At 38.1% G+C, this 23,447-nt stretch carries 22 protein-coding genes and 2 pseudogenes; 3 read left to right on the top strand and 21 right to left on the bottom strand.

Going from position 1 to position 23,447, the window contains the following annotated elements:
- Window positions 1–157: 157 nt before the first annotated feature.
- Window positions 158–478, top strand: coding sequence for an ArsR/SmtB family transcription factor (locus AC1F25_RS12625; protein WP_002301366.1), 321 nt, complete (start codon window positions 158–160; stop codon window positions 476–478).
- A 111-nt stretch (window positions 479–589) separates the two neighbouring features.
- Here AC1F25_RS12625 and AC1F25_RS12620 read toward each other — a convergent pair whose 3' ends face one another.
- The 13 genes and pseudogenes from AC1F25_RS12620 to AC1F25_RS12560 form a co-directional block, all read right to left on the bottom strand.
- The gene (locus AC1F25_RS12620; protein ID WP_002300952.1) at window positions 590–1,204 is read right to left on the bottom strand and encodes a CadD family cadmium resistance transporter; all 615 of its coding nucleotides are present in this window, start codon (window positions 1,202–1,204) and stop codon (window positions 590–592) included.
- 16 nt (window positions 1,205–1,220) lie between these two features.
- Window positions 1,221–1,583 carry an ArsR/SmtB family transcription factor gene (locus AC1F25_RS12615; RefSeq protein ID WP_002300950.1) on the bottom strand — a complete coding sequence of 121 codons (363 nt, stop codon included), beginning with the start codon at window positions 1,581–1,583 and terminating at the stop codon, window positions 1,221–1,223.
- Between the two features lie 309 nt (window positions 1,584–1,892).
- The gene (locus AC1F25_RS12610; RefSeq protein ID WP_002307621.1) at window positions 1,893–3,797 is read right to left on the bottom strand and encodes a heavy metal translocating P-type ATPase; all 1,905 of its coding nucleotides are present in this window, start codon (window positions 3,795–3,797) and stop codon (window positions 1,893–1,895) included.
- Window positions 3,798–3,994: 197 nt separating this feature from the next.
- On the bottom strand, window positions 3,995–4,228 hold the full coding sequence (locus tag AC1F25_RS12605) for a heavy-metal-associated domain-containing protein (protein ID WP_002292161.1): 234 nt from the start codon (window positions 4,226–4,228) through the stop codon (window positions 3,995–3,997).
- A 146-nt stretch (window positions 4,229–4,374) separates the two neighbouring features.
- Window positions 4,375–5,229: pseudogene (gene lgt / locus AC1F25_RS12600) on the bottom strand (prolipoprotein diacylglyceryl transferase).
- Window positions 5,220–5,552, bottom strand: a complete 333-nt coding sequence (locus tag AC1F25_RS12595) for a hypothetical protein (RefSeq protein WP_010829800.1) — start codon at window positions 5,550–5,552, stop codon at window positions 5,220–5,222. The pseudogene lgt and the gene AC1F25_RS12595 overlap by 10 nt, the downstream one beginning before the upstream one ends.
- A gap of 228 nt (window positions 5,553–5,780) precedes the next feature.
- The gene (locus tag AC1F25_RS12590; protein ID WP_002292156.1) at window positions 5,781–6,485 is read right to left on the bottom strand and encodes a Crp/Fnr family transcriptional regulator; all 705 of its coding nucleotides are present in this window, start codon (window positions 6,483–6,485) and stop codon (window positions 5,781–5,783) included.
- A gap of 143 nt (window positions 6,486–6,628) precedes the next feature.
- Complete coding sequence (locus AC1F25_RS12585) at window positions 6,629–7,201, bottom strand: Dps family protein (RefSeq protein WP_010829801.1); 573 nt, start codon at window positions 7,199–7,201, stop codon at window positions 6,629–6,631.
- 236 nt (window positions 7,202–7,437) lie between these two features.
- A complete protein-coding gene (locus AC1F25_RS12580; RefSeq protein WP_010829802.1) occupies window positions 7,438–8,004 on the bottom strand; it encodes a recombinase family protein in 567 nt (188 codons plus the stop codon).
- 629 nt (window positions 8,005–8,633) lie between these two features.
- Window positions 8,634–10,139, bottom strand: a complete 1,506-nt coding sequence (locus AC1F25_RS12575) for an ApeA N-terminal domain 1-containing protein (RefSeq protein ID WP_010829803.1) — start codon at window positions 10,137–10,139, stop codon at window positions 8,634–8,636.
- Window positions 10,140–10,404: 265 nt separating this feature from the next.
- Window positions 10,405–10,857 carry an ASCH domain-containing protein gene (locus tag AC1F25_RS12570; protein WP_010829804.1) on the bottom strand — a complete coding sequence of 151 codons (453 nt, stop codon included), beginning with the start codon at window positions 10,855–10,857 and terminating at the stop codon, window positions 10,405–10,407.
- A gap of 14 nt (window positions 10,858–10,871) precedes the next feature.
- Entirely contained in the window at window positions 10,872–11,831 is a 960-nt protein-coding gene (locus tag AC1F25_RS12565; RefSeq protein ID WP_010829805.1) for a S66 family peptidase, read from the bottom strand.
- A gap of 297 nt (window positions 11,832–12,128) precedes the next feature.
- Window positions 12,129–12,809: pseudogene (locus AC1F25_RS12560) on the bottom strand (IS6-like element ISS1N family transposase).
- 60 nt (window positions 12,810–12,869) lie between these two features.
- On the opposite strand from AC1F25_RS12560, the gene dhaL reads away from it, so the two are divergent.
- On the top strand, window positions 12,870–13,421 hold the full coding sequence (dhaL, locus tag AC1F25_RS12555; protein ID WP_010829806.1) for a dihydroxyacetone kinase subunit DhaL: 552 nt from the start codon (window positions 12,870–12,872) through the stop codon (window positions 13,419–13,421).
- A 580-nt stretch (window positions 13,422–14,001) separates the two neighbouring features.
- On the opposite strand, the gene AC1F25_RS12550 is transcribed toward dhaL, so the two are convergent.
- Window positions 14,002–15,300 carry a polysaccharide deacetylase family protein gene (locus tag AC1F25_RS12550; RefSeq protein ID WP_002290399.1) on the bottom strand — a complete coding sequence of 433 codons (1,299 nt, stop codon included), beginning with the start codon at window positions 15,298–15,300 and terminating at the stop codon, window positions 14,002–14,004.
- Between the two features lie 366 nt (window positions 15,301–15,666).
- Between AC1F25_RS12550 and AC1F25_RS12545 the strand changes: the two genes are divergently transcribed.
- Window positions 15,667–16,574 (top strand): IS982-like element ISEfm1 family transposase gene (locus tag AC1F25_RS12545; protein WP_154081002.1). Its coding sequence is split into 2 segments (ribosomal slippage): window positions 15,667–16,396 and window positions 16,396–16,574, totalling 909 coding nucleotides; the frame shifts between segments, so codons are not numbered across the junction.
- Between the two features lie 239 nt (window positions 16,575–16,813).
- On the opposite strand, the gene AC1F25_RS12540 is transcribed toward AC1F25_RS12545, so the two are convergent.
- Genes AC1F25_RS12540 through AC1F25_RS12510 form a run of 7 tightly spaced genes read right to left on the bottom strand, consistent with a single transcriptional unit; the run spans window position 16,814 to window position 23,324 of the window.
- Complete coding sequence (locus tag AC1F25_RS12540) at window positions 16,814–17,305, bottom strand: hypothetical protein (protein WP_002331206.1); 492 nt, start codon at window positions 17,303–17,305, stop codon at window positions 16,814–16,816.
- Between the two features lie 26 nt (window positions 17,306–17,331).
- Complete coding sequence (dgoD, locus tag AC1F25_RS12535) at window positions 17,332–18,477, bottom strand: galactonate dehydratase (protein WP_002331205.1); 1,146 nt, start codon at window positions 18,475–18,477, stop codon at window positions 17,332–17,334.
- A 14-nt stretch (window positions 18,478–18,491) separates the two neighbouring features.
- Window positions 18,492–19,859: a PTS galactitol transporter subunit IIC gene (locus AC1F25_RS12530; protein WP_010829808.1), complete on the bottom strand. Its 1,368-nt coding sequence runs from the start codon at window positions 19,857–19,859 to the stop codon at window positions 18,492–18,494.
- A gap of 24 nt (window positions 19,860–19,883) precedes the next feature.
- Window positions 19,884–20,162, bottom strand: a complete 279-nt coding sequence (locus AC1F25_RS12525; RefSeq protein WP_002331203.1) for a PTS sugar transporter subunit IIB — start codon at window positions 20,160–20,162, stop codon at window positions 19,884–19,886.
- 18 nt (window positions 20,163–20,180) lie between these two features.
- Window positions 20,181–20,639 carry a PTS sugar transporter subunit IIA gene (locus AC1F25_RS12520; protein ID WP_010829809.1) on the bottom strand — a complete coding sequence of 153 codons (459 nt, stop codon included), beginning with the start codon at window positions 20,637–20,639 and terminating at the stop codon, window positions 20,181–20,183.
- Window positions 20,640–20,650: 11 nt separating this feature from the next.
- Window positions 20,651–21,271 (bottom strand): bifunctional 4-hydroxy-2-oxoglutarate aldolase/2-dehydro-3-deoxy-phosphogluconate aldolase, encoded by a 621-nt coding sequence (locus AC1F25_RS12515; RefSeq protein ID WP_002331202.1) that lies wholly within the window; start codon window positions 21,269–21,271, stop codon window positions 20,651–20,653.
- 10 nt (window positions 21,272–21,281) lie between these two features.
- The gene (locus AC1F25_RS12510; protein ID WP_010829810.1) at window positions 21,282–23,324 is read right to left on the bottom strand and encodes a BglG family transcription antiterminator; all 2,043 of its coding nucleotides are present in this window, start codon (window positions 23,322–23,324) and stop codon (window positions 21,282–21,284) included.
- Window positions 23,325–23,447 lie beyond the last annotated feature (123 nt).

Here is a 23,447-nt window from a genome sequence, read left to right as displayed (position 1 = left end):
CGCTCTATCTAATTTGTCAAAAAAATAGTTATCTTATTTAGGTGATAAAAAAAATAGGACTCTAAAATAGCTACCCTTATACAAAAAATCTTGCTTTATAAAAATATTATGATAATCTAAATGTGAATAAACAAACATATGAAGGAGAGAAATTCTTATGAATTCATTATCAACTTCTCCATTAAAAAATGAATCTATCCAAGAGGTAAGTAAAATATTTAAAATGATCAGTGACCCTACCCGACTTTCAATTTTATTTCTTCTGCAGAAAGAAGAACTTAGCGTTGGAGCTATTGCGCATTCTTTGAGTATGGAACAATCAGCAATTTCTCACCAGTTAAAAACTTTAAAGACTTCAAGATTAGTAAAATCAAAAAGAGCTGGTAAAAATATGATTTATAGCCTTGACGATCTTCATATTTTTAGTATTCTTGAGCAAGTTTCAACTCATATCGAAGAACAAGAAAAAGAAAAATAAAGACAAACTACAAGGTTAAAATGATTTTACAATTCATTAGTTCAAATAAAAAAAGACAGCGAGTTAAAATCTCGCTGTCTTTTTTTATTTGAACTTCACTATCGTAGTTGTTTATATAAAATTTAATAGTGTTTGAATCGTCCCATTTTCTATCAAAATATAAATTCCTAAGCCAATAAACACTATAGGAACAAGGATTCGTTCATATTTTTCTAAGGTTTCGGAAACAAAAGAAATCTTGGCTAATTTGTAACTGATATAGCAAAGAACCGCAACAGAAATAGCAAATACGATTAGAGCGGTGACAATCTCTGAAAAAGATAACGAGGCAAAGTAAGGAATATAAATCCCTAAGTTATCGCCACCAGAAGCAATTGTTATTAAGGCAACGGTCCAAAAGAAGCGGTTTGTTCCTCTTGATTCAAGCTTTTCAACGACTTCCTCTTCTTCTTCCTCCTCTTCGCCAACCAATGCCACTCTGATTCCTAAGAAAATCGGAATTAGACCGAGAAGCCCAATGATCCAATCTTGCGGAATGAAATTCAGCACATATGCTGCAAATAAACTTACGGCTACTAAGATACCTGTTCCTAGATATTGACCCCAAAAAATCTGACGGAGCCCTTTTTTTGTATGACTTTGAGAAAAAATAATCAGCAAGATAAACAAATAATCAATGCTGGTAGAAATATAAACAGCGATAGCTGAAAAAATACTTTGTAACAAAATAACTTCCTCCAAACTAAGATTTCATAGATAGATTTTCTGATAACTTTAAAAAAACATGAATAGCGGAAAGGATGTCTTCATTCGCTAAAGAGTAATAAACTACTTTTCCATCTTGACGTGATTTTGCCATTCCATGTTTTTTTAAAAAACGTAAATGGTGTGACGTTGTAGCGACACTAGCATTAAGTATTTCTGCTAAATCACAGACACACATTTCCTTATAGGTTTCTAAAGCATAAAAAATTTTAATTCTAGAAGAATCGCTGAAACATTTCCCTAACACAAGTAAGTTTGAAAAATCTTTTTGATCCAATTTTTTTTTTATTACATTTACTTTTTCTTTATGTACGATAGTCACTTGGCAAACTTTTTCCATTCATCTCACCTCACATTCAAACGGTCGTTTGAAGGTAGTATATCTATTTGATCACTCGTTTGTCAATCTACCTTAATTTCAATACACTATTATAAGCAATTTCATGTGTTACAACTTAATAGGAATTTAAATTTTATTATTAAATTTTTTAATCATTTACACGAAAATTAATTTTATAAAGAACATACTCTATACTCTTATTTTTTTTCAAGAACTCAAAAAAGCGGAAAATCCCAGATTTAAAAATCTGAGTTTCCGCTTTTGTCATTTCAAGGATGGACTATTGTCTCAGCCTCTTCTAATTTATTCTTAAGATATTTTTACTTTCTCTGCAGGTGCTGATACTTCTTTTTGTTCTTTTCGACCTTTCAACTTATACTTCATTAATCTCATGCCATTGAAAATTACCACCAAGATACTACCTTCATGAACCAACATTCCGATAGACATATTCATCCATTCGCTGAAGAAGACGCTGGTCAACAAGACCAACACTACTCCAATTGAAATCACGATATTTTGTTTCATATTATTTGCGGTGGCTTTTACTAATCCTAATGCGTGAGGCAAGTTGCTGAAGTTCGAGTTCATTAAAACGACATCGGATGTTTCAATCGCTACGTCCGTTCCGCTTCCCATTGCGATTCCAATGTCTGCTAAAGCTAAGGACGGACTATCGTTAACGCCATCTCCAACAAAGGCTACAATTTGACCACGTTGTTGAAGTTTTCCGATATAAGCCGATTTGTCTTCCGGCAACATGTGGCCGTGAGCTTCGGTCAAACCAAGTTCGCCGGCGACCACATCAACGGTTCCTTGGTTATCTCCTGAAAGAACGACTAGATTTTTCACGCCCAAGTCTTTTAATTCCTGCAAATTAGCTTTCACACCCGGACGGACTTGATCGCGAATGCCCATCAGTACTTTTAATTCACCGTCGACCGCTGTCAAAACGAGAGAGTTCCCATGTTGTTCAAACCGTTTGATATCTTTTTGCACCTTTTTGCTGAGAGTGACATTTTCTTTTTCCATCAAGGCCACATTCCCAACAGCCACTCTATGTCCAGCTACACTTGAAACGATTCCGCCGCCTTTCACGACTTCAGTTCCTTCAACAGGATAAAAGTTTGTTTCTCCAATTTGATTTAAGACCGCTTTTGCTAATGGATGATCTGATTCCCGTTCCACACTGGCCAGATAGCCAAGCGTTTCAGCAGGATCTTTTTCATACAGTTCAGTCGCTGCAACGGTTGGGTTTCCGACAGTTAAAGTACCTGTCTTATCAAATACAATTGTATCCACATTGCTGAAGTCTTGAATGACTTCACTCCCTTTTAAAAGAACACCGTTACGAGCACCATTCCCAATACCGGCAACGTTTGAGACAGGCACTCCGATAACTAATGCGCCTGGGCAACCTAGAACCAAGATGGTGATTGCTAACTCAATATTTTGACTGAACGCCCATACAACAATTGCCAGAACCAAGACAGCTGGTGTGTAGTATTTAGAAAAGCGATCAATGAACCGTTCCGCTTCGGATTTAGAATCTTGTGCTTCTTCCACGAGTTCAATAATTTTTCCAAATGTGGTGTCCTCACCAACTCGGTCAGCTCTGATTTGAATCGTTCCGTTTTCTAAAATGGTTCCTGCAAAAACTTCTGCATCAGCTAGCTTGTTGACTGGAACAGCTTCACCTGTAATGCTAGCTTCATTGATATGCCCTTCACCCGTAAGGACTATGCCATCTACTGGAACTTTCGCACCCGTTTTAACGAGCAAGATATCCCCTTCATCTATATCATCCACTTCTACTTCTTCAAATTCGCCATTATCCATTTGTTTCAAGGCGCTTTCGGGTGCCATTTCAGTCAATTCTTTGATAGCAGATCGCGTTTGGTTCAATGTTCGTTGTTCCAAGTAGTGTCCGAATAAGAATAAGAACGTGACAATAGCCGATTCTTCATAGTTTTGAATAAAAAGCGCACCAATCGCTGCAATACTGACTAAGACATCAATACTGATGACTTTGACTTTCATTGCTTGAAACGCTTGAATGGCAATTGGCGTAATCCCAAAGACAGAGGCGATGATCAAAGACCACTCTGAAAGTCCTACGTTTTCTAAAACAAAGTGACTGAAGAAACCGAGTACGATTAACAATCCACTGATGACGGTGATAACATTTTTCTTGCTTAATATATATTGTTGCATGCTTTTTCCCTCCAAATTTAATTTCTCTTTTATTGATAAACACAGTATAAGATAATTGCCTAAGTAATTAATTGACTGACATCAAGTTTAGAAAGTTCTCTTTTATCGTTTCTAAGCACCTCGAATCGGATTGCAACAAAAAAAGCAATCCTGGAAAAATAGCTTTTCTTCCAGAATTGCCTAGTTCATTTAATCTGTTAAGCGGCCTTGACTTTTGCTTTAAGGACCGGATAGCCTACGTTTTCGATAGCTTTTTGAATCTCTTCAATCGAAGTGACAGCTGAATCAAAATTGGCTTTGACTTTGCTGGAGTTGAATAATACTTTAATGCTGTCTTTATCAACACCGTTAACTGATTTTACGGCACCTTCAATTTTTTGCATACAACTTGGACAAGACAACGTTTCTAATTGCAATATAGCTTTTTCCATAATTCCTATCTCCTTTATGTGTTTTTATTTTATCGGCAGCAGATTAATGAACACTGCCTTTTCCTCTTTACAACTGTAGTATAGCTCCCTTTTAGCAAACGAAAATTGACGCATATCAAGTTTTGCACTTCTTTTTATCTTTTTGCTCAATTCACCATCTTAATAGTCTTTTTCTGCCCCTTATTGCCATCAGAATAATAAGAAATTGGTGGATAATCTTGTCTGCGTATAAACCATACTACAATCGCGCCAATAAACAGGGCCAGAGACAAGGCTTGCGAAACGCGGATCCACTCGCCAATCCATAAACTGTCCGTTCGCATACCTTCAATGAAGAACCGACCCACTGAGTACCACAAAACGTAACTCAAAGCGACTTCTCCTTGACGCAAAAGCTGTTTTCGGTTCCGTATAGTGACGATGAGGACAAAGCCCAACAAACTCCACAATGACTCGTATAAAAAAGTCGGATGGTAGTAGGTACCATTCATATTCATTTGTTCAATGATAAATTCAGGTAAATAAAGATTTTCCAAGAATTGACGAGTAACCGGCCCACCATGAGCTTCCTGATTCATAAAATTGACCCAACGACCAATGGACTGGGCTAACAATACATTGGGCGCTAAAATATCAAGAACGAGTGCCAAAGAAGTACCTTTTTTCTTTGCATACCAATATAGCGTACCCCCTCCTGCAATCAATCCCCCATAAATCGCAATGCCGCCATTCTAAATCGCAAGGATTTGTCCTGGATTTTGCAGATAATAACCAAGTTCAAATAACACATAATAAAGCCGAGCGCTGAGGAGTCCAATCGGAATTGCCCATAAGGCCATATCGATAATGGTATCCTCTTCCAGTCCTTTTTTCTTTGCTTCCTTGGTGCTCAACTGGAGAGCCGCTAATATGCCCACTGCAATAATGACTCCATACCAATGAATCACAATAGAACCAATCTCCACCACATGGGGATTCAAAACGCCTAATACTAATCCCATTCTATTTGCTCCATTTCTTCAATTTTTCGCGTCATTCTAGTCATGGTGATGCTGAACAAGATTCCGGCTAAGCTCCATGGAAACCAAACAGTGAATACACTTTTATCTCCCTGGTCACTCGCTTCGTAATACGCCACTTTTCCGTGTCCGATTACGCCGGCTCCTTTTACAACTTCCTCTTCTTTTTCCATAGCTAACCTATCTGCCTCAACAACGTTAGACGTTTTTGCTTCGCCGCCAATCGTGTTCTTGGTGAAAGGAACGACAAAGAATGCACCTGCTGCTGACAACGTGATGGCAACTATCACCCAAAAACAATGCACATTCACCCCTACTTATTTTTACGTTTTGTTCGACAACCCTATCTTAAAGAAAAATAAAACAAAAAAACTTGAGGGTTATCATGTTTGTGCTTTTATTTTTCCAATGAATGAAGGTTGTTCTGTCTTAAAAAAGTCAAAAACGGACAGATGGAAGCAAAAGCACTGAGTTCTGTCCCGTTGTTAATGAAGAGCGACAGAACACCAACGTGTAGAAAAAAGTGTGTCCGATTATTCGCTGTAAAGCAATAAATCATCTAAATCCTGAATCTTGATCCTTTTCCCAGACAGCTGTTGAATCAATCCCTCGTCCTCCAATTCTCCAAATTTGCGACTGATGGTCTCAGGTGTCGTTCCTAAATAGGAAGCAATGTCCTTTTTTGCCATCGGCAGGGTGATGGTGGGAGAGTTGCCCATTTCAGGTTCCACATTTTCTGCCAAAAACAAAACTAAACGGGTAATGACACTCTCCACGGCTACTTGTGTCGTTTGACGTTCTGAACTTTCTAACCGTTTAGACATTTCCGCCAATAGTTTTAAAGAAATAGCTGGGTATTGTTCCAGAAAATCTTGGACATCTTTTTGCTGAATCATACAGACAACGGTATCTCGGGTTGCTTCGGCATATTCCTCGTGTACTGCATCCGGGTTGAACAAGGTCCATTCTCCGGTGAAATCACCAGGGTTCAAGATCCGCACTAGCTGCTCTTTGCCAGAGTCTGCCAATCGATAAATACGGATTTTCCCACGATTGATAATATATAAAGTATCCTCTTTTTCTTGTGAACGAAACAGAAACTCTCCTTTTTGATACTGTTTCGTGTGGGCTTTTTCAGCAATGTAATTCATCGCGCTATCCTCTAAGTGATTGAATATTGGAACCAAGCGGATACAGGCTGCGTGGTCACCAATTTCATGATGGGTATGTTTAGTCAATTCATTCTCCCCCTTTATTTATTTTGTTTATGTTCGCTGCTTTTATTATATAAGTCTCTTACTACAAAAAATTGATGCACATCAAGAAAATGGAAAAAGGACTGGAAAGAATTCCAATCCCTAAATCAGCTTCTATTTTTACCTTAATCTTCATCCTCATCAAGAGCGTCATCATCTTCTAATGCTTCTTTACCAATGAACGCTTGCAGCATCCAAATGTTCTTGTCTAAGTCATTTTTAAAAGCAATCAATGTATCTTCTAAAGCATCGTCACCCTCGTCTTGAGCTAAACGAATCGCGCGAATAGTTAGGTCACGAGTGCTTCTGAAGTCCTCGATAATATTTTCAACCATGTCTTCTGCTTTAACGTATTTATTAACTGCATCTTCCGAAAGCATCGAATATTTTTCAAATTCAACCGTTGTCGAAGCAGGTTTATGCCCAGAAGTAATTAGACGCTCCGCAAGTTTATCGAACCATTTTTCATTTTCGTTATACAACTCTTCAAATTTTTCATGCAACGTAAAGAAATTGGCTCCTTTTACATACCAGTGATATTGGTGCAGTTTCACATGTAATGTATGCATGTTGCCTAAAAGATGATCCGCAATGGCCGCTGCATTAATTTTCGTATGATGAACATGTTCCTTGTGTTCTTGTTCTTCTTGCAATCTTTCTTGGGGTGTTCTTTCTTGAGTAGCTTTATTTTCAGTCATGATTTATTCCTCCTATAATTTTGGTTTGTTTAAAATAGCTTTCTTTGATTCCTCCTTTTTCTTTACTGAATTTAGTATAGGATAGATTTCCGTTAAAAAAATTGACGCTCATCAAGAAAAGTATTTCTTAATAGACGCCAGGCTTCTCTATTAAAATAAGTTCTTTGAAGTTTATTTCTTTTTATTGGGTTTATTTCAAAGCTTACAGATTATAAATCTCTTTCTTAGAATAGACTCTATACATCAGTACTTAATTGCAGTTTTCTCTTATTGCGCGTCAAAGTGCTCTTGCTTATGCCGGTCATTTTCTCTACTTCTTTATAGGAATGATTCTTCAGTAGATTCATGGCGAGATTGATTTGTTGCTGGCTGAATTTTTTCGGTCGCCCTTCTCGGAAGTCGGGTTTCTGTTTAGCCAACTCTTTCCCCTCTTGTGTACGTTCTACAATCAAATCACGTTCAAAATCCGCAAAAGCACTGAAAATTGTGAAGATCAATCTTCCAGTGGAAGTATTTTCAATAATTCCTAAATTCAGCACATTGATCCGCACACCCTTCTCAAATAAGAGCTTGATTGTGTTCAATGCGTCTTGTGTGCTGCGAGCGAAGCGGTCCAGCTTCGTCACAACCAAAGTATCCCCTGTCTCAATTTCCTGAAGCAGTTTTTGGAATTCGGGACGATCACTTTTTGTCCCGGTAATTTTCTCGAAGTAGACCCGGTCGCAGCGTTCCTCCTCTAGTTGACGCAGCTGCCCTTTCAAATCTTGCTGGCGGGTACTCACCCGTGCGTAGCCATATTTCATCTTTTTTTGCCCTCTCTTTTGACTATAAGTTATGACACATTTGTATCCCTTGATTTTACTGGAGCAAGGAAGCATAGTCAATACTCTTAAGTTTTGACTATGAAGGATAAACTAGAACGCCTATACTCTATTCTCTAGTAGGCCTAGGCGTTCGGTATTTTTATATGTGTAGCGACAAAGAGAGGTATATTATCGCTATCACCTTCTCCATACGATAAGCTAATAGGTACTTAGCCGGATCTATTCCCCTTACTAGTTGTCTCCATCCCCATCTTTCGTGTATTGGTATAGCCAGTTGTCTGAAGTAATCGCACGGAGCACACTTCATCTTTAGCTTCTTGGATTGTCACGATACCGCTTCTGACGACACAGGACTTCTTCGGGGAAACTGATTGGTGTAGCGGCTCCTGAAGCTGCTGATACACTGGCGTACGAAGAAGTTTCAACTTCCTTTTGATTCCTTTCGGTTCACTGTATTAAATTGGATTGACATTCTCGGATTCATCCTCTACCTAGTACCCGTTCATCGTGTATACCTGTAATAACTTGGCATTCGAGTAGTCATGTTTGGATAAGTGATAATGGTCTCGAAATTGGTGGCTCCACCCGCTTGTTGAATAGTTCGCTTACTATTCTGCTGGAAATGTATCTTGAAATTCATAGGTTTCGGGAATGAGAACTTTTAAAATGATGTCTTCCGAGATTCCTAGTTCTTTATAAATAAAGTATCTTTGAAAGAGCTTCAGTTTTTCATTCGTTGTAAATAAATTTTGTGCTCCTTGTATTCTATCAGGGTACAACTCGGGTTTATACCCATGCGTGTGAAAATTTCGTGTTTGTGTTAATGACCTAGCTAAACTGCTACTGGATTTAGATGGGCTCTTCCCTTCTTTTTTTATGCAGGATTCGAATATTTTGTCCGGAAGTTGCCTGAATAAATGGCTCAGCTTTTTTTGTAAGGAATCTTCGCCTATAAAATTAATATTTGCATTAAAATGTTCTTTATTCTGCTGTGACACATTCTCATTCACATAATCTGTTAGCAGTTGTTGGTCTTCTCTTAGTTCTTCTTTTTTTTGTTCAATCGAATCATTAATAAAGTTTCTATAATATATTTCTAAGTTTCTAATAGAATTCAGCAGCTGGGTCTCTACATAATAAGGTAAGTATAAATCGTTCAAATAGCTATCAAGAATAAAACTTAGTTTTTCTTTCTTCAAATACCAGCTATTTAAAATGCTTTCAAATTCACCTTCTATAGCATGGAATGTAAGAGCGCTTTTAGGGGCTGTGGTGATTCGCTCTCCAATCTGCCGGAAGAAATATCTCCCCCTTATTAAAGGATAAAATTTCCCAGCATGTTCTGGTATAGTTTCTTTTTCGCATAAGAACTCTAGATAGTCAAAATGCAAAGGTATACCATTTAGGAATTCTAATAGCTTTTTGATGTATAGAGCGTTTTGAAAGAAGGAACGAAAGTTTCTCATTTCTCCACTATTTTCAAAAACTTTCAGATAGGACTTTTCTTCAAGAGAATAAGTACTGTTACTTTTATTCCTATTAAGAGTAATAGCTTCTAATATAGACAAATTTTCAGAATGAATGTTAAAAGTTCTTTCCCCATATTTGTCTAGATCAAACTGTACAGCCCCTTTATTTTCCTGGGGAAATACTAAGGTTGAAATAGAAGTTTTATCTATCCATGTATGTAAATGATTAACGGAAAACCTAATACTTTCAACCATGGGATCTTTTTTGAAATCACCGAATACTTTGTTGAGAGCGGTTCTTATTACATCATTACCCTCAATCTTATTAAAATTCACATCGAGTATATAAAATTCATTTACAGAATATGAATCAATACTAAAGCCAGGAATACTATCGGTACCTTTTACTCTATAACACCCTTCCAAGGCCAATAATTTCCCATCTTGTGAAAAACCATAAATTCGGTTTAAATGTTGAAATGTATCATCAAAGCTCTCAGAAAAGGAATCGAATAATTCAAGAATAATGGATTGAGATTTATAGTGCAGAATCCCTCTTATTCCATCCTTCATTTCCTGGTCTTCTCTAAACCATATAGCTAAAACATCAAAATCTTCATGCAGGTTATATTTATCAAGTTTCATTGTTTAAAAACCTCTCTTTTCAATGACATATATAGAAAAAATAGCTTTTTATAAAAGGAACATCTATTCGACACTCTAAATCTACATGGATAACGTTTGAAAATCAACATGTTGCTTATGACGGTTTTGGGTACACCCTAACCATACAAAAAGCGCCTTTTTTGGTGTTGTTCCCTGCTTAGTAAGATACTATGACTCCGTCAGGTATCCACCTGCACCTTGGCCACCCCTCTGGCATCCTTAGGGGTGGCTCTTCTGATTTTCATCATTGCTCCGCTCCTGGGAACACCATTTCAAATTCCTCACAGACCACTTGAGACTCTTCGCTAAAGGGAAGGCCGGCTTCCTGGTACGCTTCCGAGAAGAAATCGGTATGTACGCTCCTCCAATAGCCAAGGGTGCGGTCGCCTTCGCCTTCCTTGAAGGCATGGCGTTCTGACACATCTTGGAAGGGAACCACATAAACTTTGGTGATCTGGGTGATACAAATCGCATTATCCTGCCTGTCCAAGATGACATTGAACCCTCCTTCTAACGGCAAGGGTTCTTGATCTGCCTCATACAGGTCATAACCGGAGGTAGTGGCGGTCTTCACGCCCTGGCGGGTCAGTTCTGCCAGTTCGTCGGGAACCACGCCATACTGCCACGCTTCATAGGTGTGGTGCTTGTAGCGGGGGTATTCCTCAATAAAATGATTCCATAGTTCTTCTGCCTGCATCTGTTTTCCTCTCCTTAGATCATGATTTTAAGATTGCCTGCGTCTAGTTTAATTTTTTTGCCTATAGGAAAAGTAAAAATAGGTTGGGTATGGCCAAAGTTCACATCATAGAGGACGGGAATGCTCTTCAATACAGGGTGCTTGTCTAGAATACTTACCAGTATTTCTTCGGTCATCCCTGTCTCTTCAGGAAATCGGCCAATCACCAATCCCTTTGGATTTTTGGCAACCTGGAGCAGGGACGCCAAATCACGGGCGAAGTCATGGGACGTGTTCTCTTCTGCGGATTCGACAAAAAGGATTCCGTTATGGAGATCTGGCATATACTCGGTTCCCTGGAGCAGGGTGAAGGTATTGAGATTGCCCACATAGCTAACCCCTTCTGCTGTTCCGGGGGTATAGACCTTCCAAGCGTTCTCAACCAAATTTCGCGGCTCCTCGGGTAAGAACCACAAATCATCGCTGTAATGATCCGAGGCAGCCAGTTGGACCTCCTCCCTTCCCGCACATACCTTTAAAAAGTACTCTGTCTGGTAGTCTTGGAGCTCGTCCATCTTGAAGCTGGAATAGTGAGGTCCAATATACGTTACCAACCCGGTCTTAGCGGTGATTGCATTATTCAGGGCAGTGATATCGCTGTAGCCGCAAATAATCTTAGGATTACTCCGGATAAGATCGTAATCAATATAAGGCAGCAACTCATTGGAGTTGAAACCGCCAATGGTGGAGAGAATCGCCTTCACATTGTGGTCGGAAAAAGCCGCGTGGAGGTCTTCCACGCGCTCTTCTATCGAGGCCGAGCCGATCAAATCGGTGGCGTGGATATTCTTACTAAACGTGACCTTATAGCCCAGACTCTCCAGTCTTTCCTGAGCCTTTCGGTTCCCTTCCATCCCTCCCACTCTTTGAAAATTACTCGAAGGCGACAATACCCGGATTTCATCGTTGGATTTTAACTTTTCAGGAATAATCATTTGTTACACATCCATTCTTTGTATTATGTTGTCAGATAATTATACCAAAGTATAAAAATCCAACTAGCTGTTAAAGGGAGCTGCAAAAAGCTCCTCATTCCTAAGTACGCATTCACGTACCAATGTGTAACAAATATACTAAAAAAATAATTATTTGTAGTATAATAGTTACATTGAAAGGAGGAAGACCATGAACGAAACCGTATGGGACCTCTTGGACCAGTACAAGGGCACCCTGACGCTGGTTCTGTTGCGAAGTTTGAAAATCAAACGCGCCCTCTCTGAACTCCAAATATCTTAGGCTGTTATTCCCATTAATACCTTGATTTCAGTAGACACCGAAAAGCCGAAGAGCGTTCCATTTCTTCGGTTCTTTTTATATATTCCTCGAATGGTCTCCATGCCCTTAATCGTGGAAGAGGCTGTACGGAGACTTTGATAAAATTTATTCCGTCGTTTAATAGGTCGATGGTCTTGTTCTATTAAATTGTTAAGATACTTCACAGTTCGGTGCTCTGTCTTAGTATATAAACCCACACTCTGTAACTTTCTAAAGGCGGAGCCAAGAGAAGGTGCTTTATCGGTCACAATTGCTTTCGGCTCACCAAACTGTTTATGGAGTCGTTTTAAGAAAGCATAGGCTGCTTGCGTATCCCGTTTCTTTCGTAACCAGATATCTAAGGTTAAGCCGTCCGCATCAATTGCACGATAAAGATAATGCCAACGTCCCTTAATTTTGATATAGGTTTCGTCCATTTTCCATGAATAGAAGGATTGTCTATTTTTCTTCTTCCAAAGATAATAGAGGACTTTGCTGTACTCTTATACCCAACGATAAATCGTAGTATGACAAACATTTATTCCACGATCATATCACAATTCCTGAACTTCACGATAGCTTAGATTGTAACGCAGGTAGTAACCAACAGCGACAATAATGACGTCTTTTTTGAATTGTTTGCCTTTAAAATGATTCATTACTCTGTCCTATCTGTCTTTTTTCTCAATTTTACACTAAAATAGATTTTTTGGAAAACTTTGCAACAGAACCACAAAAGTTATCTTAGTGATCTAGATACGCCGATCGGTGACGGTGACCATGGAAATAATATGGGGCGAGGTGTTTCCGCATTTGAAGACGCCTTTAAGAAAGAGGAACCGACAACAATCAGTGATACCTTTAAAGTTCTTTCGATGGCAATGATCTCCAAAGTTGGAGGAGCTTCAGGTCCGCTATATGGTTCAGCATTCATGAGCATGATGAAAGCGACAAAGGATGTTGACGTCATCAATTCACAAGAGCAATTAGGGAAAATCATCGAAGAAGGTACAAATGGGATACAAGCAAGAGGAAAAGCTGAAGCAGAGGATAAAACAATGCTAGATGTTTGGTTGCCTGTTACGGAAGCATTAAAAAACAATCAGCTAACCGCAGACGTCATCGAAAATGCCAAAGAACATACTAAAAATTTGGTCGAAAAAAAAGGACGTGCTTCTTATTTAGGGGAGCGGGCGATTGGACACATTGATCCAGGAGCAGCTTCTAGTGCAATCTTATTCCAGACATTACTTGATGTGATTCATGGATAGAAAGGGCTATTTATAAACTGTAGAAGCCTAACTTTGAACGACAGCATAAACTGTTGCAAAAGTTAGGCTTTTTATCTGCTTTCGTGTGTCTACCTAGAGCTTTTTCTGACAGAAGTATTTACCAAAAGTTAAACGAAGAAAGTGAAAATCGAGAAGAAAGAATCACTCTTTAGCATGAAAAAAAAGAACTTTATCCTGATTAAAATAACGAAACAATCAAATATGACTTGTGCAAAAAAAGAGATGAGACCACTGCTACTTTTAGCAATGGTCTCACCTCTGTTTTACTGGTTATCGTCAGGTCAAAACGGTTTTTTTACAACCTATCTGCGGTATTCAAGAAGCTGTTTTTCTCTGTTCATTCTTATTGCTTGATGCAGACCAGCCTTTTCACAACCTAACACGCGGTGTTCAAAGAGCTGACCTTCAACAATAAGTCAAAACGCTCTTTTTACAACCTTTATTCACGGTGTTCAAAGCCCAACTCCTTGAAATAAGTCTGGATTTTTCAAAACATGAGAAGCTGTTTAGAAAAATTCATTCTTATTGTCGGCGGAGCTGGACGCTTCTTTCACAACCTCTATCCTCGATCTTTTTGGTCATACACTTCTTTGACGTTGATAAATTGATCAAGTATTGGATTTTCTCCTTTTAGGTCAGCTTCAAAACGGATACCGTCAATATTGATTCTGGCGTTACGGTAGTAGTCAGTTCCTAGTTGTCCCCATGCAGGAGTTGAGGCATCGACATTGCAGAAGATATCAAATCCTTGTTGTTTCAAGTAAGCAAATTTTTGATTTGCTTCAGAATAAGGTTGCCAATCGCTGATGTCAGCGCCAAATGGGTAGATCAAAATATTTGTTTTGCCTAAAATAGGTGCAACTTCATTTTGCCAACGTTCATTATCTTGTTGGATATCGGCTAAAGAAGCTTGTGTCATATTCAAGTGTCCCCAAGTATGAGAAGCAAAACTCCAACCATCTTTCTTTAATTGATCAGCAACTTTTTTGGCTGCTTCGATTTCTTTGTTTGTTTTTTCGTTATCACCATATTCTGATTTTGATGTACGGTAACCTAATACACCATTATAGCCTGTTAAAGCTAATGTTCCTTTGGCGCCTTGATAAGAAAAATCGGGATGTTTTTTAATGAATGAATCGATCAATGGAACCATATCATAGTCACCAACAGTTTCCTTCTTATTGTCGATATAAATATTCTTGATTTGGTTCTGTTTATCGACAATCAACTTACTTGGAAATCCTGAATTGTCCATGTATTCATAATAGCTGACATCGTCTTGCGAAAGAATTAACGGTTTCTTTCCTTCTGGAAGAGAAACACCTGTAAAGGTCAGTTTTCCATCTGTTCCTTTTTTGACTAATCCATTTAGATTAACAAGAACATAGTTATTTTTATATAACTGATCAATGGTTTTATTGAATTCGGAAATAGTGACCATATAATCTTTATACCCTTGTGCTTGCTGGGTATGAAAAGCCTTAGCTGGATCAACGATCAGACTATGAAAGAAGACGTGTGAGATTTTGGTCGGGTCTTCCCATTTTACCAAGGATTCTTTTTCTTTTTTCAAAGTTGCTAACAATTGTTGCGCTTCTTTGGCGTCGTCTTTTTCAAGTAAGGCGATGGCTTCATCATAATGATAACTTGCAGCAAGCTGTTTTGCTTGATCAAGCTGTTTCGTCGTTTGTTTATCTTCAACAGGTTTTGAGCTGCTGCTTGAGTGTTGAGTTGTTTGACTAGTGTTTTCTAATTTATTGTTTGTTGCTGCTTGTGTAACAAAAAAGATACTTACACCTAGAATAATAACAGTGCATACAGAAGTGACAGCCAATATGATTTTGTGTGTATGTTTCATTTTATCGTCCCCTACTACTTTTTGATTTCAAAAACCCCCGTAAACTTTTCTTAACCTTTTGAAAAACTTCCCCTAACCATTGTAACGAATATAGAAACAAGTGTAAAAGAAACTTTTGTTTTTTTTGATTTTTCTCTTATTTTCTTTAACTAGAGCGCTTTTTATGAGAAGTACTATTTTGTAAAAGTTATAAAGTGAGAGAGGTGAAAATGTTCGGATTTTCGCTGTTTTTATTTCCAAGAAAAACTAAAATAAACCCCTGGTGCTAGTTAATTTTTTCCTAGAGGAAAATGTCTAAACATGTTGGTAAATCAACAAAAAAACGCATATAGTAGTCTCAAAACTCCCAAGAAATGAGGACTACATATGCGTTCATCAAAATATACTGAACATTATACAGATACTTTTATAACATTCAAGGAAATTATGAGAACTGTTTCTAACATATACCACAATTGTGTACCAGATAAGATTAAAAACCGAAGAAATACTGATCAACTGAAGCAACGCGATACAGTGATTATTGCTTGTATTATATGGGGCATAATTAATGGCTATACTAGCCAAAGAGCCACGTATAGAGCGGTTTGTTCCGTCTTATTTCCTAATGGTGACTTTCCTAGTAGGAGTCGATTCACTCGCTTAAGTTCAAACTTAGCTTACACTATCAAGATTATTCGATACTTTTTCATCAAGAAGCTCACCAAAGGTGAACTAGTCGGAATTATAGATAGTTTTCCTAGTCCATTATGTAAACCAGTTAGAAATAGACAAGCAAAACTATTGAATCAAATAGCCAAAGTTGGCTATAACTCAACAAAAAAATCTTATTTTTATGGTCTTAAAATTCATATGATCGTTACTAAGACTGGCTTTCCGATTACTTACTCAATCACGAATCCAGGTGTCCATGACGTGAAAGTGTTAGAGACTTTATCGGAAGAAGCGAATCTTCCCAATATCCTAGGGGACAAAGGATATATCAGCCATAAAATCCATGAAAAGCTTGCCCTTAAGGGCATTACTATATCCGTTCCGCCACGTAAAAACATGGATAAATCAGAAAAACTAGACCACAGCTTACTTGGAAAACAAAGAAAACAGTTGAGACTGTTTTTTCTTCCTTAGAAAAATTAGGTTGTCAAAATTTCAACTCACGTTCTGTTAAAGGGCTAGAGAGTAGATTTGAAATCATATTACTGGCTTACAGTGTTCTATTAAGTCGAGCACAACGACGTTTTGAAGGAACTTTGAGATATTCTTTAGGATATTAAAATTAACTAGCACCACGGGTTATATATTCTAAAAACTATCCATCATCTCTTAGATTACGAGCTTTTTTTGCTGCAAAGAAAGTTAAAAAAAGCAGGGATCGAGTAATCGATTCCTGCTATATCTTGTACCAATATATTTCTTTCCAAAACTTAATATACATTGTATACTTCAATCAATATGATTCATTAAAACAAGTTTCATTATTCGTGATAAAGAAATCATAATTTCGGTAGTAGAATCATTCATTATCTTTTTTTACAACTGCTCTTTTTTCTTCCGAACTTTGATCTAAAGTAATTTTGGAATGGATATCAAGTTCTTGAAAGACATCCATCATTTCAGTTTGATCTTTATCAAAAATCATTGAAAAAGAATTATTCTTGCTTTTGTAAAATGAAATAAATGATTTATCGTCACCTAGTTTTTCTACTTGGACTTGAGGATATCGATTAAAGTTACCGTTCAATACTCCAAATCTAACAACAGAATCTTTTGCTAGACCCTCCTTCAAAAAACCATTGATCAAAATGACAGAAGCAAAAGCAACCAGTTTGATCTGATCAGTCAGATGTTCCGGCCAGAAAATCAACAGGATGGCGACTGTCAGTAAAATACTCAAACTCTTCCTTACAGGACTACTCTGAGCAAACACGATAATTTTCTTTTGATCGATTATTTGCAAAATAATCAGCAGTCCTAAAAAAACTGTGATCATAAGTGCTTCTGCCATCTTTCATCATCCTTTATTTTCATTTATCACCACTCAGCGATCGTACCGTCATAATTTTTCCATTGCGGATTGGTCCAAATCAAACCTTCTTGTGCAATTTCTTTGATTTTGTCTTCATCCATTTCCAAGCCCAGACCTGGTTTTGAAGGTAGATCTACGTAGCCGTCTTTATATTGGAAAACTTCTTTGTTCTTCACAAAATCTAACAGATCAAAACCTTTGTTATAGTGGATCCCTAAGCTTTGTTCTTGGATAAAGACGTTTGGCGTACATGAGTCTACTTGCAGAGTTGCTGCTAGTGCAACAGGACCATATGGCGCATGAGGCGCAACAGCCATGTCGTAAGCTTCCGCCATCGCTGCGATTTTACGGGTTTCCAAGATTCCCCCACAAAGAGCCACATCTGGTTGGATAATATCAACAGTACCTTGTTTAAAGAGGTTCTTGAATTGCCAACGAGTGTACAAGCGTTCACCAGTAGCTAATGGTACAGCCACAGAATCAGCTACTTCTTTAAAGTGTTCTTCATTTTCAGGTAAAACGACTTCTTCCAAAAACATTGGATGGAATGGCTCCAAAGCTTTTGCTAGCACTTTTGCCATCGGTTTATGGACCCGTCCATGAAAATCAACACCAATATCCATTGCATCACCAAAACGTTCGCGAATAGACGCAACTCGTTCCACCACTTCATCAACTTTTTGGTAGGAATCGATATAATGCAGCTCTTCTGTCGCGTTCATCTTGACGGCCGTAAAGCCCCGATCAAACCGATCTTGTGCTTGTTCTGCAACTTCACTTGGTCGATCTCCACCAATCCAAGAATAAACCTTGATTTTATCACGTGCTGCACCACCCAATAATTCATAAACCGGAACATTAAACGCTTTTCCTTTGATATCCCACAGAGCCATTTCTAAACCCGAAACGATGGTTCCATTAATAGGACCGCCTCGGAAGAAAGATCGATGCATTTCTTGGAAGAGGCGCTCGATTTCAAACGGATTACGTCCAATCAGCCGGTTTCCTATCTCATAAGCTCCAGCAACAACCGTTTCTGTTTTAGTTCCTGAGATCATTTCTCCCCAGCCTTCGATTCCTTCGTCAGTCGAGATCTTAACAAAAATCCATCTTGGTTTTACTTTATACACTGTGACATCTGAAATTTTCAATTTAAACCCTCCTACTATTGTGCCTTCAATGGTTCATCCATTTCATGATTAACTTTTTTGATACCATCGAAGTAATACCATGCGCCCGCAAAGGCTAATAACAACACTGGAATACCGATGATTGGTTTGTAAGCAAATGCGATAAATACCAAATAACTTTGGATCATGGAAGTCGCAGCAAATGATGAGATTAACATTGAAGAAGTTCCTAAGTTAATACCAACCGATTTGGCAATTGCTGTCAGCATTGGCGCAGTAGCTGACCCACACCATAGCAATGAAGCTGTCACAACTAAGCCAATAATGATATTTTTTAATAAATTACCACGAGTCAAGGCAACGACCATTGCCACGCGGAAAGGAACAACCGCTAAATCTGCAAATGGTAACACACGGTTTCCTGGCAATACTAAAGCTAATGCAATCGTTAGTGGAATAATGATCAATGCTGTTGTGATAACATCTGGATTACCTACAACAACTGCAGCATCCAATCCGATAAATAAACGTGTACCTTTGAATTTTTTTTGTGACCATTTTTGTGCAGCATCTGAAATTGGCATCAATCCTTCCATAAATAATGAAGTCATCTTAGGAATCAAAACCAAAACAGCTGACATGCTGACACCTAATTGTAAAACCGCTTTGATATCATAGCCGGCTAAAACACCAATCACCATCCCGATAACTAACCCCATGATCATAGAATCACCAAAAAATCCCAAATATTTTTGTGCATCTTTGATGGTGAATTTTGATTTTCTGAATAACGGGATACGATCCAGCAGCCAATTTAACGGCCAAGCAATAACCAGTGATGAAAGCGCAGAAACAGTTGGTAAAGAAACACCAGGGATTCCGAAGAAACTTTCTACCATCGGTTGCGACCAGTCTGAAATCTTAAAAGTCGCAATTGCCATCACTACTGATGAACCTACACCTAAGAAGACATTCTTAGTCACAAAATACACCATAACACCAACGATTGCCATATGGTGATAGTTCCAGATATCAACATCCAGCGTATGTGTACGTTTCAAAATCAGCAAAACGATATTGACCAATAGAATGGCAAAAATCAAGATTGGAATGATTGGCGATGCCCAAGTAACAGCCGCAATCGAACCCCAGCCAACATCCAAAGCATCTAGTTTAACACCAGTTCGATCAACCATCGCCTTGGCAGCTGGTCCAACATTGGTCGTCATAAAGTCCAATATCAACTTGATCCCGGCAAAACCGATACCTAATGTCAAACCTGATTTAAAAGCACGAGAAATCTTTAACCCAAAAATCAAACCAATAATCGTGATGATGACTGGCAACATAACTGTTGGTCCAGCATCAATAAAGAAGTTAAAGACGTTCATAATGATTTTCATTTTTTCAGCTCCTTTGATCAGCTATTATTTCAGTAAGTTCAAAATCTCTTCCATTGTCTGATCGGCACCGATACCTGTTAAAATCGGCATCCCTTTGATTACTGGTACACCACCTGTTTGACCATCAAATTGACCAGTCGTCACCAATAGATCATAGTCTTGAACTTTTCCTGGAACTTCCATCAATTTTGTTTGAGTCGTTGAAACATCAATGCCATGTTGTTGCAAATACTCTCTAACTTTTGTTGCTACTACTGTTGAAGTGGCGATACCATTTCCGCATGCTACTAAAATTCGTTTCATTATGATTTCCTCCTTATATTAAAAAACCGCTTTCTTTAATAGTTCTAATAATTCAGTATCATTGCTTGCTCTGATCATTTCTTGCCGCAGTGGCTCATCTTGTATGATTCCAACAATTTTTTGTAACATTTCAACTTGCCCATGTGGTTCCCCAATCGCCATCATGATCACAATTTGGATTGGTAACTGCTCATTGTTATTTTCCATATTATGAAATAGGACCGGATCTTTAAGAGTCGCAATTGCTAAAGTTGTTTTATTGACCATTTCATAGTTTGCATGGGGAATTGCGATTCCTGGTGGTGTTGATGGTAATCCAGTAGGGTATTCTTTTTCCCGTTCTTGGATTGCTTGAATGTATTCCTCCTTCACGTAGTTTTTTTTGTACATCTCGCTTGCCAAAAACGCTAAGACTTCACTATCTGTTTTTGCTTGAACATTTCGAAAAACGAGTTCCTCATTCAAATAAAGTTCCAAAGTCCTCACTCCTATTTAATAACCTCAATTAATTCTTTCATCGAACGTGCTAAGTTTTTAACATTTAGCTCTTCGATGTCTTGCTTGTTGAACATACCGGAACCAAGACCCAAATAGCTAGCACCTTGTTCAAAAAACTCTTTCGCATTCTCCTTACTGATTCCACCAACCCCCATTAGTGGTAACTTACCTAAAGGTGCTTGAATATCCTTGAAAAAACGCGGAGTAACAACCGCTGCAGGAAATACTTTTACAATATCAGCTCCTTCTTTAAACATACGGTCGACTTCTGAAGGAGTCATTGCGGCAGGTACCGCCAATAATCCTTTCTTATTGGCGTAAGACAACATTTCTTTTGTGAACATATGTGGTCCTAATAAAAATTTTGCACCAGCCTCATAGCAGGCTTGGGCTTGTTCTAATGTCCTTACCGTCCCAGCGCCGATATAAGTCGTGTCACCATAACGTTGATTTAGTTCATGTATATTTTCAAGAGCTCCTTTTGTGTTCATTGTCATCTCTACGGCAAATTGATGGTCAAATTCCTGCATTGCTTGTAAAATAGCATCTGCCTGATCAAAAGTATAACCACGCATGATCACTGTCAATTTAGGATAATCTGCTAGTCTCATGTTTTCCTCCTTAAGATCTTTGTCTTAATAGTTGATAAACTGTCTTTTCGTCATCAGCAATCAATAACTGCTCAATCAATGAATCATCTTTGGCGATATCAGCGATTTGATTGATGGCTCGCAGATGCTTCGTTAAATCAAAAAATGAAAGCGGCAAAATCAAGCTGACATCTTCACCATTAGGAAATCGTATCGGCTTTTTACAAACTAAAATGCTGACACCGTCACTGATTACACCTTTATCGACCGTTGTATGGGGAATGCAAGTCTTCATTCCCAAGTAACCTGCATATCCCGGTTGTCTGATTTGATCCAAGCAATCAGCGATAAAACGCGAGTCAATGATTTGATGTTCCAATAACGGTCGGCAAGCCACCTCCACTGCTCGTTCCCAAGACATCTCTTCTTCAACGATTTGTACATAACTCGGCCGCAAGTAATAAGTCAATGAAGGCAATACCTTGAAGTTGTCCAGCGGCGTGCTTCCATCTTCCTTGATCAAAAAGTACTGCAGTTCTTCTCGCAACGAAACTGGATTGGTGATATTTGCATATTTCCTAATGATTGTTAACAATTCATCCATTGCTCGATCAACCTTAGTAATTCCTAAATCACTCAAAACTCGATATCGTAAACTGATTTGTTGCTGATATGTCATGATTGGCTCGATCATAAACTGCAGCATAGAGCTTTTTAGTGGCGTCGTAGTAAAGACCAGATCATAATCAGCTTCAAATTTGTAGAAATCACGCACAGATAGGGAAGCTAAAAAATGGATCTCTGGAAAAAGTTTTTCCATATTGGCTCGTACTAACTTTGAGACCATGACACCATTAGTACAAACAACTACAGCCCTTTGTCGTTGCTTATTCAATTTATTATGATTACTTAATTGATAGCCAAAGTAATAGGATAAAAGATCTAATTCATCATTTGGAAAGGCCTTATTTAGCCAATTCTCAATAGGAATAATCAATTCTTTCATCAAATCAATCAAAATCGCATGATTACTATCCTTGATCAGACTATCTATTGAATAAACTCCTAAACTCAAGTTATAGCGTATTCGAAAACAGGCTGGACGCAGATGACTCAGTATCCTACGTTCAAAGTCTTCTCGGTCATCGATCAAAATCAACGTTTGATTTTGGAAATTTTCAACCATTTGGCTGATCAATTTTCGCAATTCTTGATCCGAATCATAATTTTGAGTAGTTTTGCTCTCAAAAATATTGGAAGTTAAAAATAATAACGTGAACCACTCCATATAACTTTTGGATAGACTCCAACCTTTTTCATGTACCAAGATCATCAGCATTCGGAATTCAGGAGTATCCGTCACATCATCGGGAAAAAACGCGTGCTTATCTGACATCTTGATCCCACGGCTTACTAAAAATCTCGCTGATGTCTGCAAATAGTCTACCGACTCATCAGAATAACTAAGATGCAACATTTGTTCCATATTATGGATCAAATGGACGATTTCTTCTTCAGAAACATCTTGTGCCAATTTTCTGCGAATCATTTCTCGGCGAAAAATCGGAAACCGTTTTACTAGATCCGATAACAGCTGTAAGATACGGTGTTCCGAACCAACCAATTGGTAACCATTCATCCGATTATATCGAATTGTCAGACTATAATTTCTGATGAACGGTTCCGTTCGTTTGATATCTTCCATAACAGTCGTCTTACTAACATCAACCGCATCTACCAAATGATCCAGACTGATGTAATCGATATTAGCGATCAGAGTCATCACTATCAATGCTTGTCTTTCACTATCAGTGAGAACGACAAGTTCCTGATCATCACCTATGTCGTAATCAGGCTGTGATATCATTTGGATAACCTCGACTGGTACCGTAATATTTCCAGAATGACTTCTCTGAATTAACGGAATGTTCTTTGTTTTCAATTCTTCATTAAATTGATTGATCGCGTAATTGATTTGACGACGTGTCAAATCAAGTTCACTTGTTAAAGTGGAAAGTTTCATTTCAGGGTTTTTAATAATCAGTTTGAGTATTTCACGAATTCGTTTATTCATTTTGACTATCCTCCTGACAAAATCATTATATACTTGTTCACATACGTTTCCGGAAAGCTTTCATCACGTTTTTTGTCACACTTGGTTTAATGTTTTGTCACACTAACAGCTATTTTTAAAATG

The organism is Enterococcus sp. M-BR2, from assembly GCF_056612775.1.
This window is presented reverse-complemented; position numbering and strand designations above follow the sequence as displayed.

Bases quoted from the DNA above. Each gene is read 5' to 3' on its own strand.
- AC1F25_RS12625 (WP_002301366.1), top strand. From the start codon at position 158: ATGAATTCATTATCAACTTCTCCATTAAAAAATGAATCTATCCAAGAG.
- AC1F25_RS12615 (WP_002300950.1), bottom strand. From the start codon at position 1,583: ATGGAAAAAGTTTGCCAAGTGACTATCGTACATAAAGAAAAAGTAAAT.
- AC1F25_RS12610 (WP_002307621.1), bottom strand. From the start codon at position 3,797: ATGCAACAATATATATTAAGCAAGAAAAATGTTATCACCGTCATCAGT.
- AC1F25_RS12605 (WP_002292161.1), bottom strand. From the start codon at position 4,228: ATGGAAAAAGCTATATTGCAATTAGAAACGTTGTCTTGTCCAAGTTGT.
- AC1F25_RS12585 (WP_010829801.1), bottom strand. From the start codon at position 7,201: ATGACTGAAAATAAAGCTACTCAAGAAAGAACACCCCAAGAAAGATTG.
- AC1F25_RS12580 (WP_010829802.1), bottom strand. From the start codon at position 8,004: ATGAAATATGGCTACGCACGGGTGAGTACCCGCCAGCAAGATTTGAAA.
- AC1F25_RS12575 (WP_010829803.1), bottom strand. From the start codon at position 10,139: ATGAAACTTGATAAATATAACCTGCATGAAGATTTTGATGTTTTAGCT.
- AC1F25_RS12570 (WP_010829804.1), bottom strand. From the start codon at position 10,857: ATGCAGGCAGAAGAACTATGGAATCATTTTATTGAGGAATACCCCCGC.
- AC1F25_RS12565 (WP_010829805.1), bottom strand. From the start codon at position 11,831: ATGATTATTCCTGAAAAGTTAAAATCCAACGATGAAATCCGGGTATTG.
- AC1F25_RS12550 (WP_002290399.1), bottom strand. From the start codon at position 15,300: ATGAAACATACACACAAAATCATATTGGCTGTCACTTCTGTATGCACT.
- AC1F25_RS12540 (WP_002331206.1), bottom strand. From the start codon at position 17,305: ATGGCAGAAGCACTTATGATCACAGTTTTTTTAGGACTGCTGATTATT.
- AC1F25_RS12530 (WP_010829808.1), bottom strand. From the start codon at position 19,859: ATGAAAATCATTATGAACGTCTTTAACTTCTTTATTGATGCTGGACCA.
- AC1F25_RS12525 (WP_002331203.1), bottom strand. From the start codon at position 20,162: ATGAAACGAATTTTAGTAGCATGCGGAAATGGTATCGCCACTTCAACA.
- AC1F25_RS12515 (WP_002331202.1), bottom strand. From the start codon at position 21,271: ATGAGACTAGCAGATTATCCTAAATTGACAGTGATCATGCGTGGTTAT.
- AC1F25_RS12510 (WP_010829810.1), bottom strand. From the start codon at position 23,324: ATGAATAAACGAATTCGTGAAATACTCAAACTGATTATTAAAAACCCT.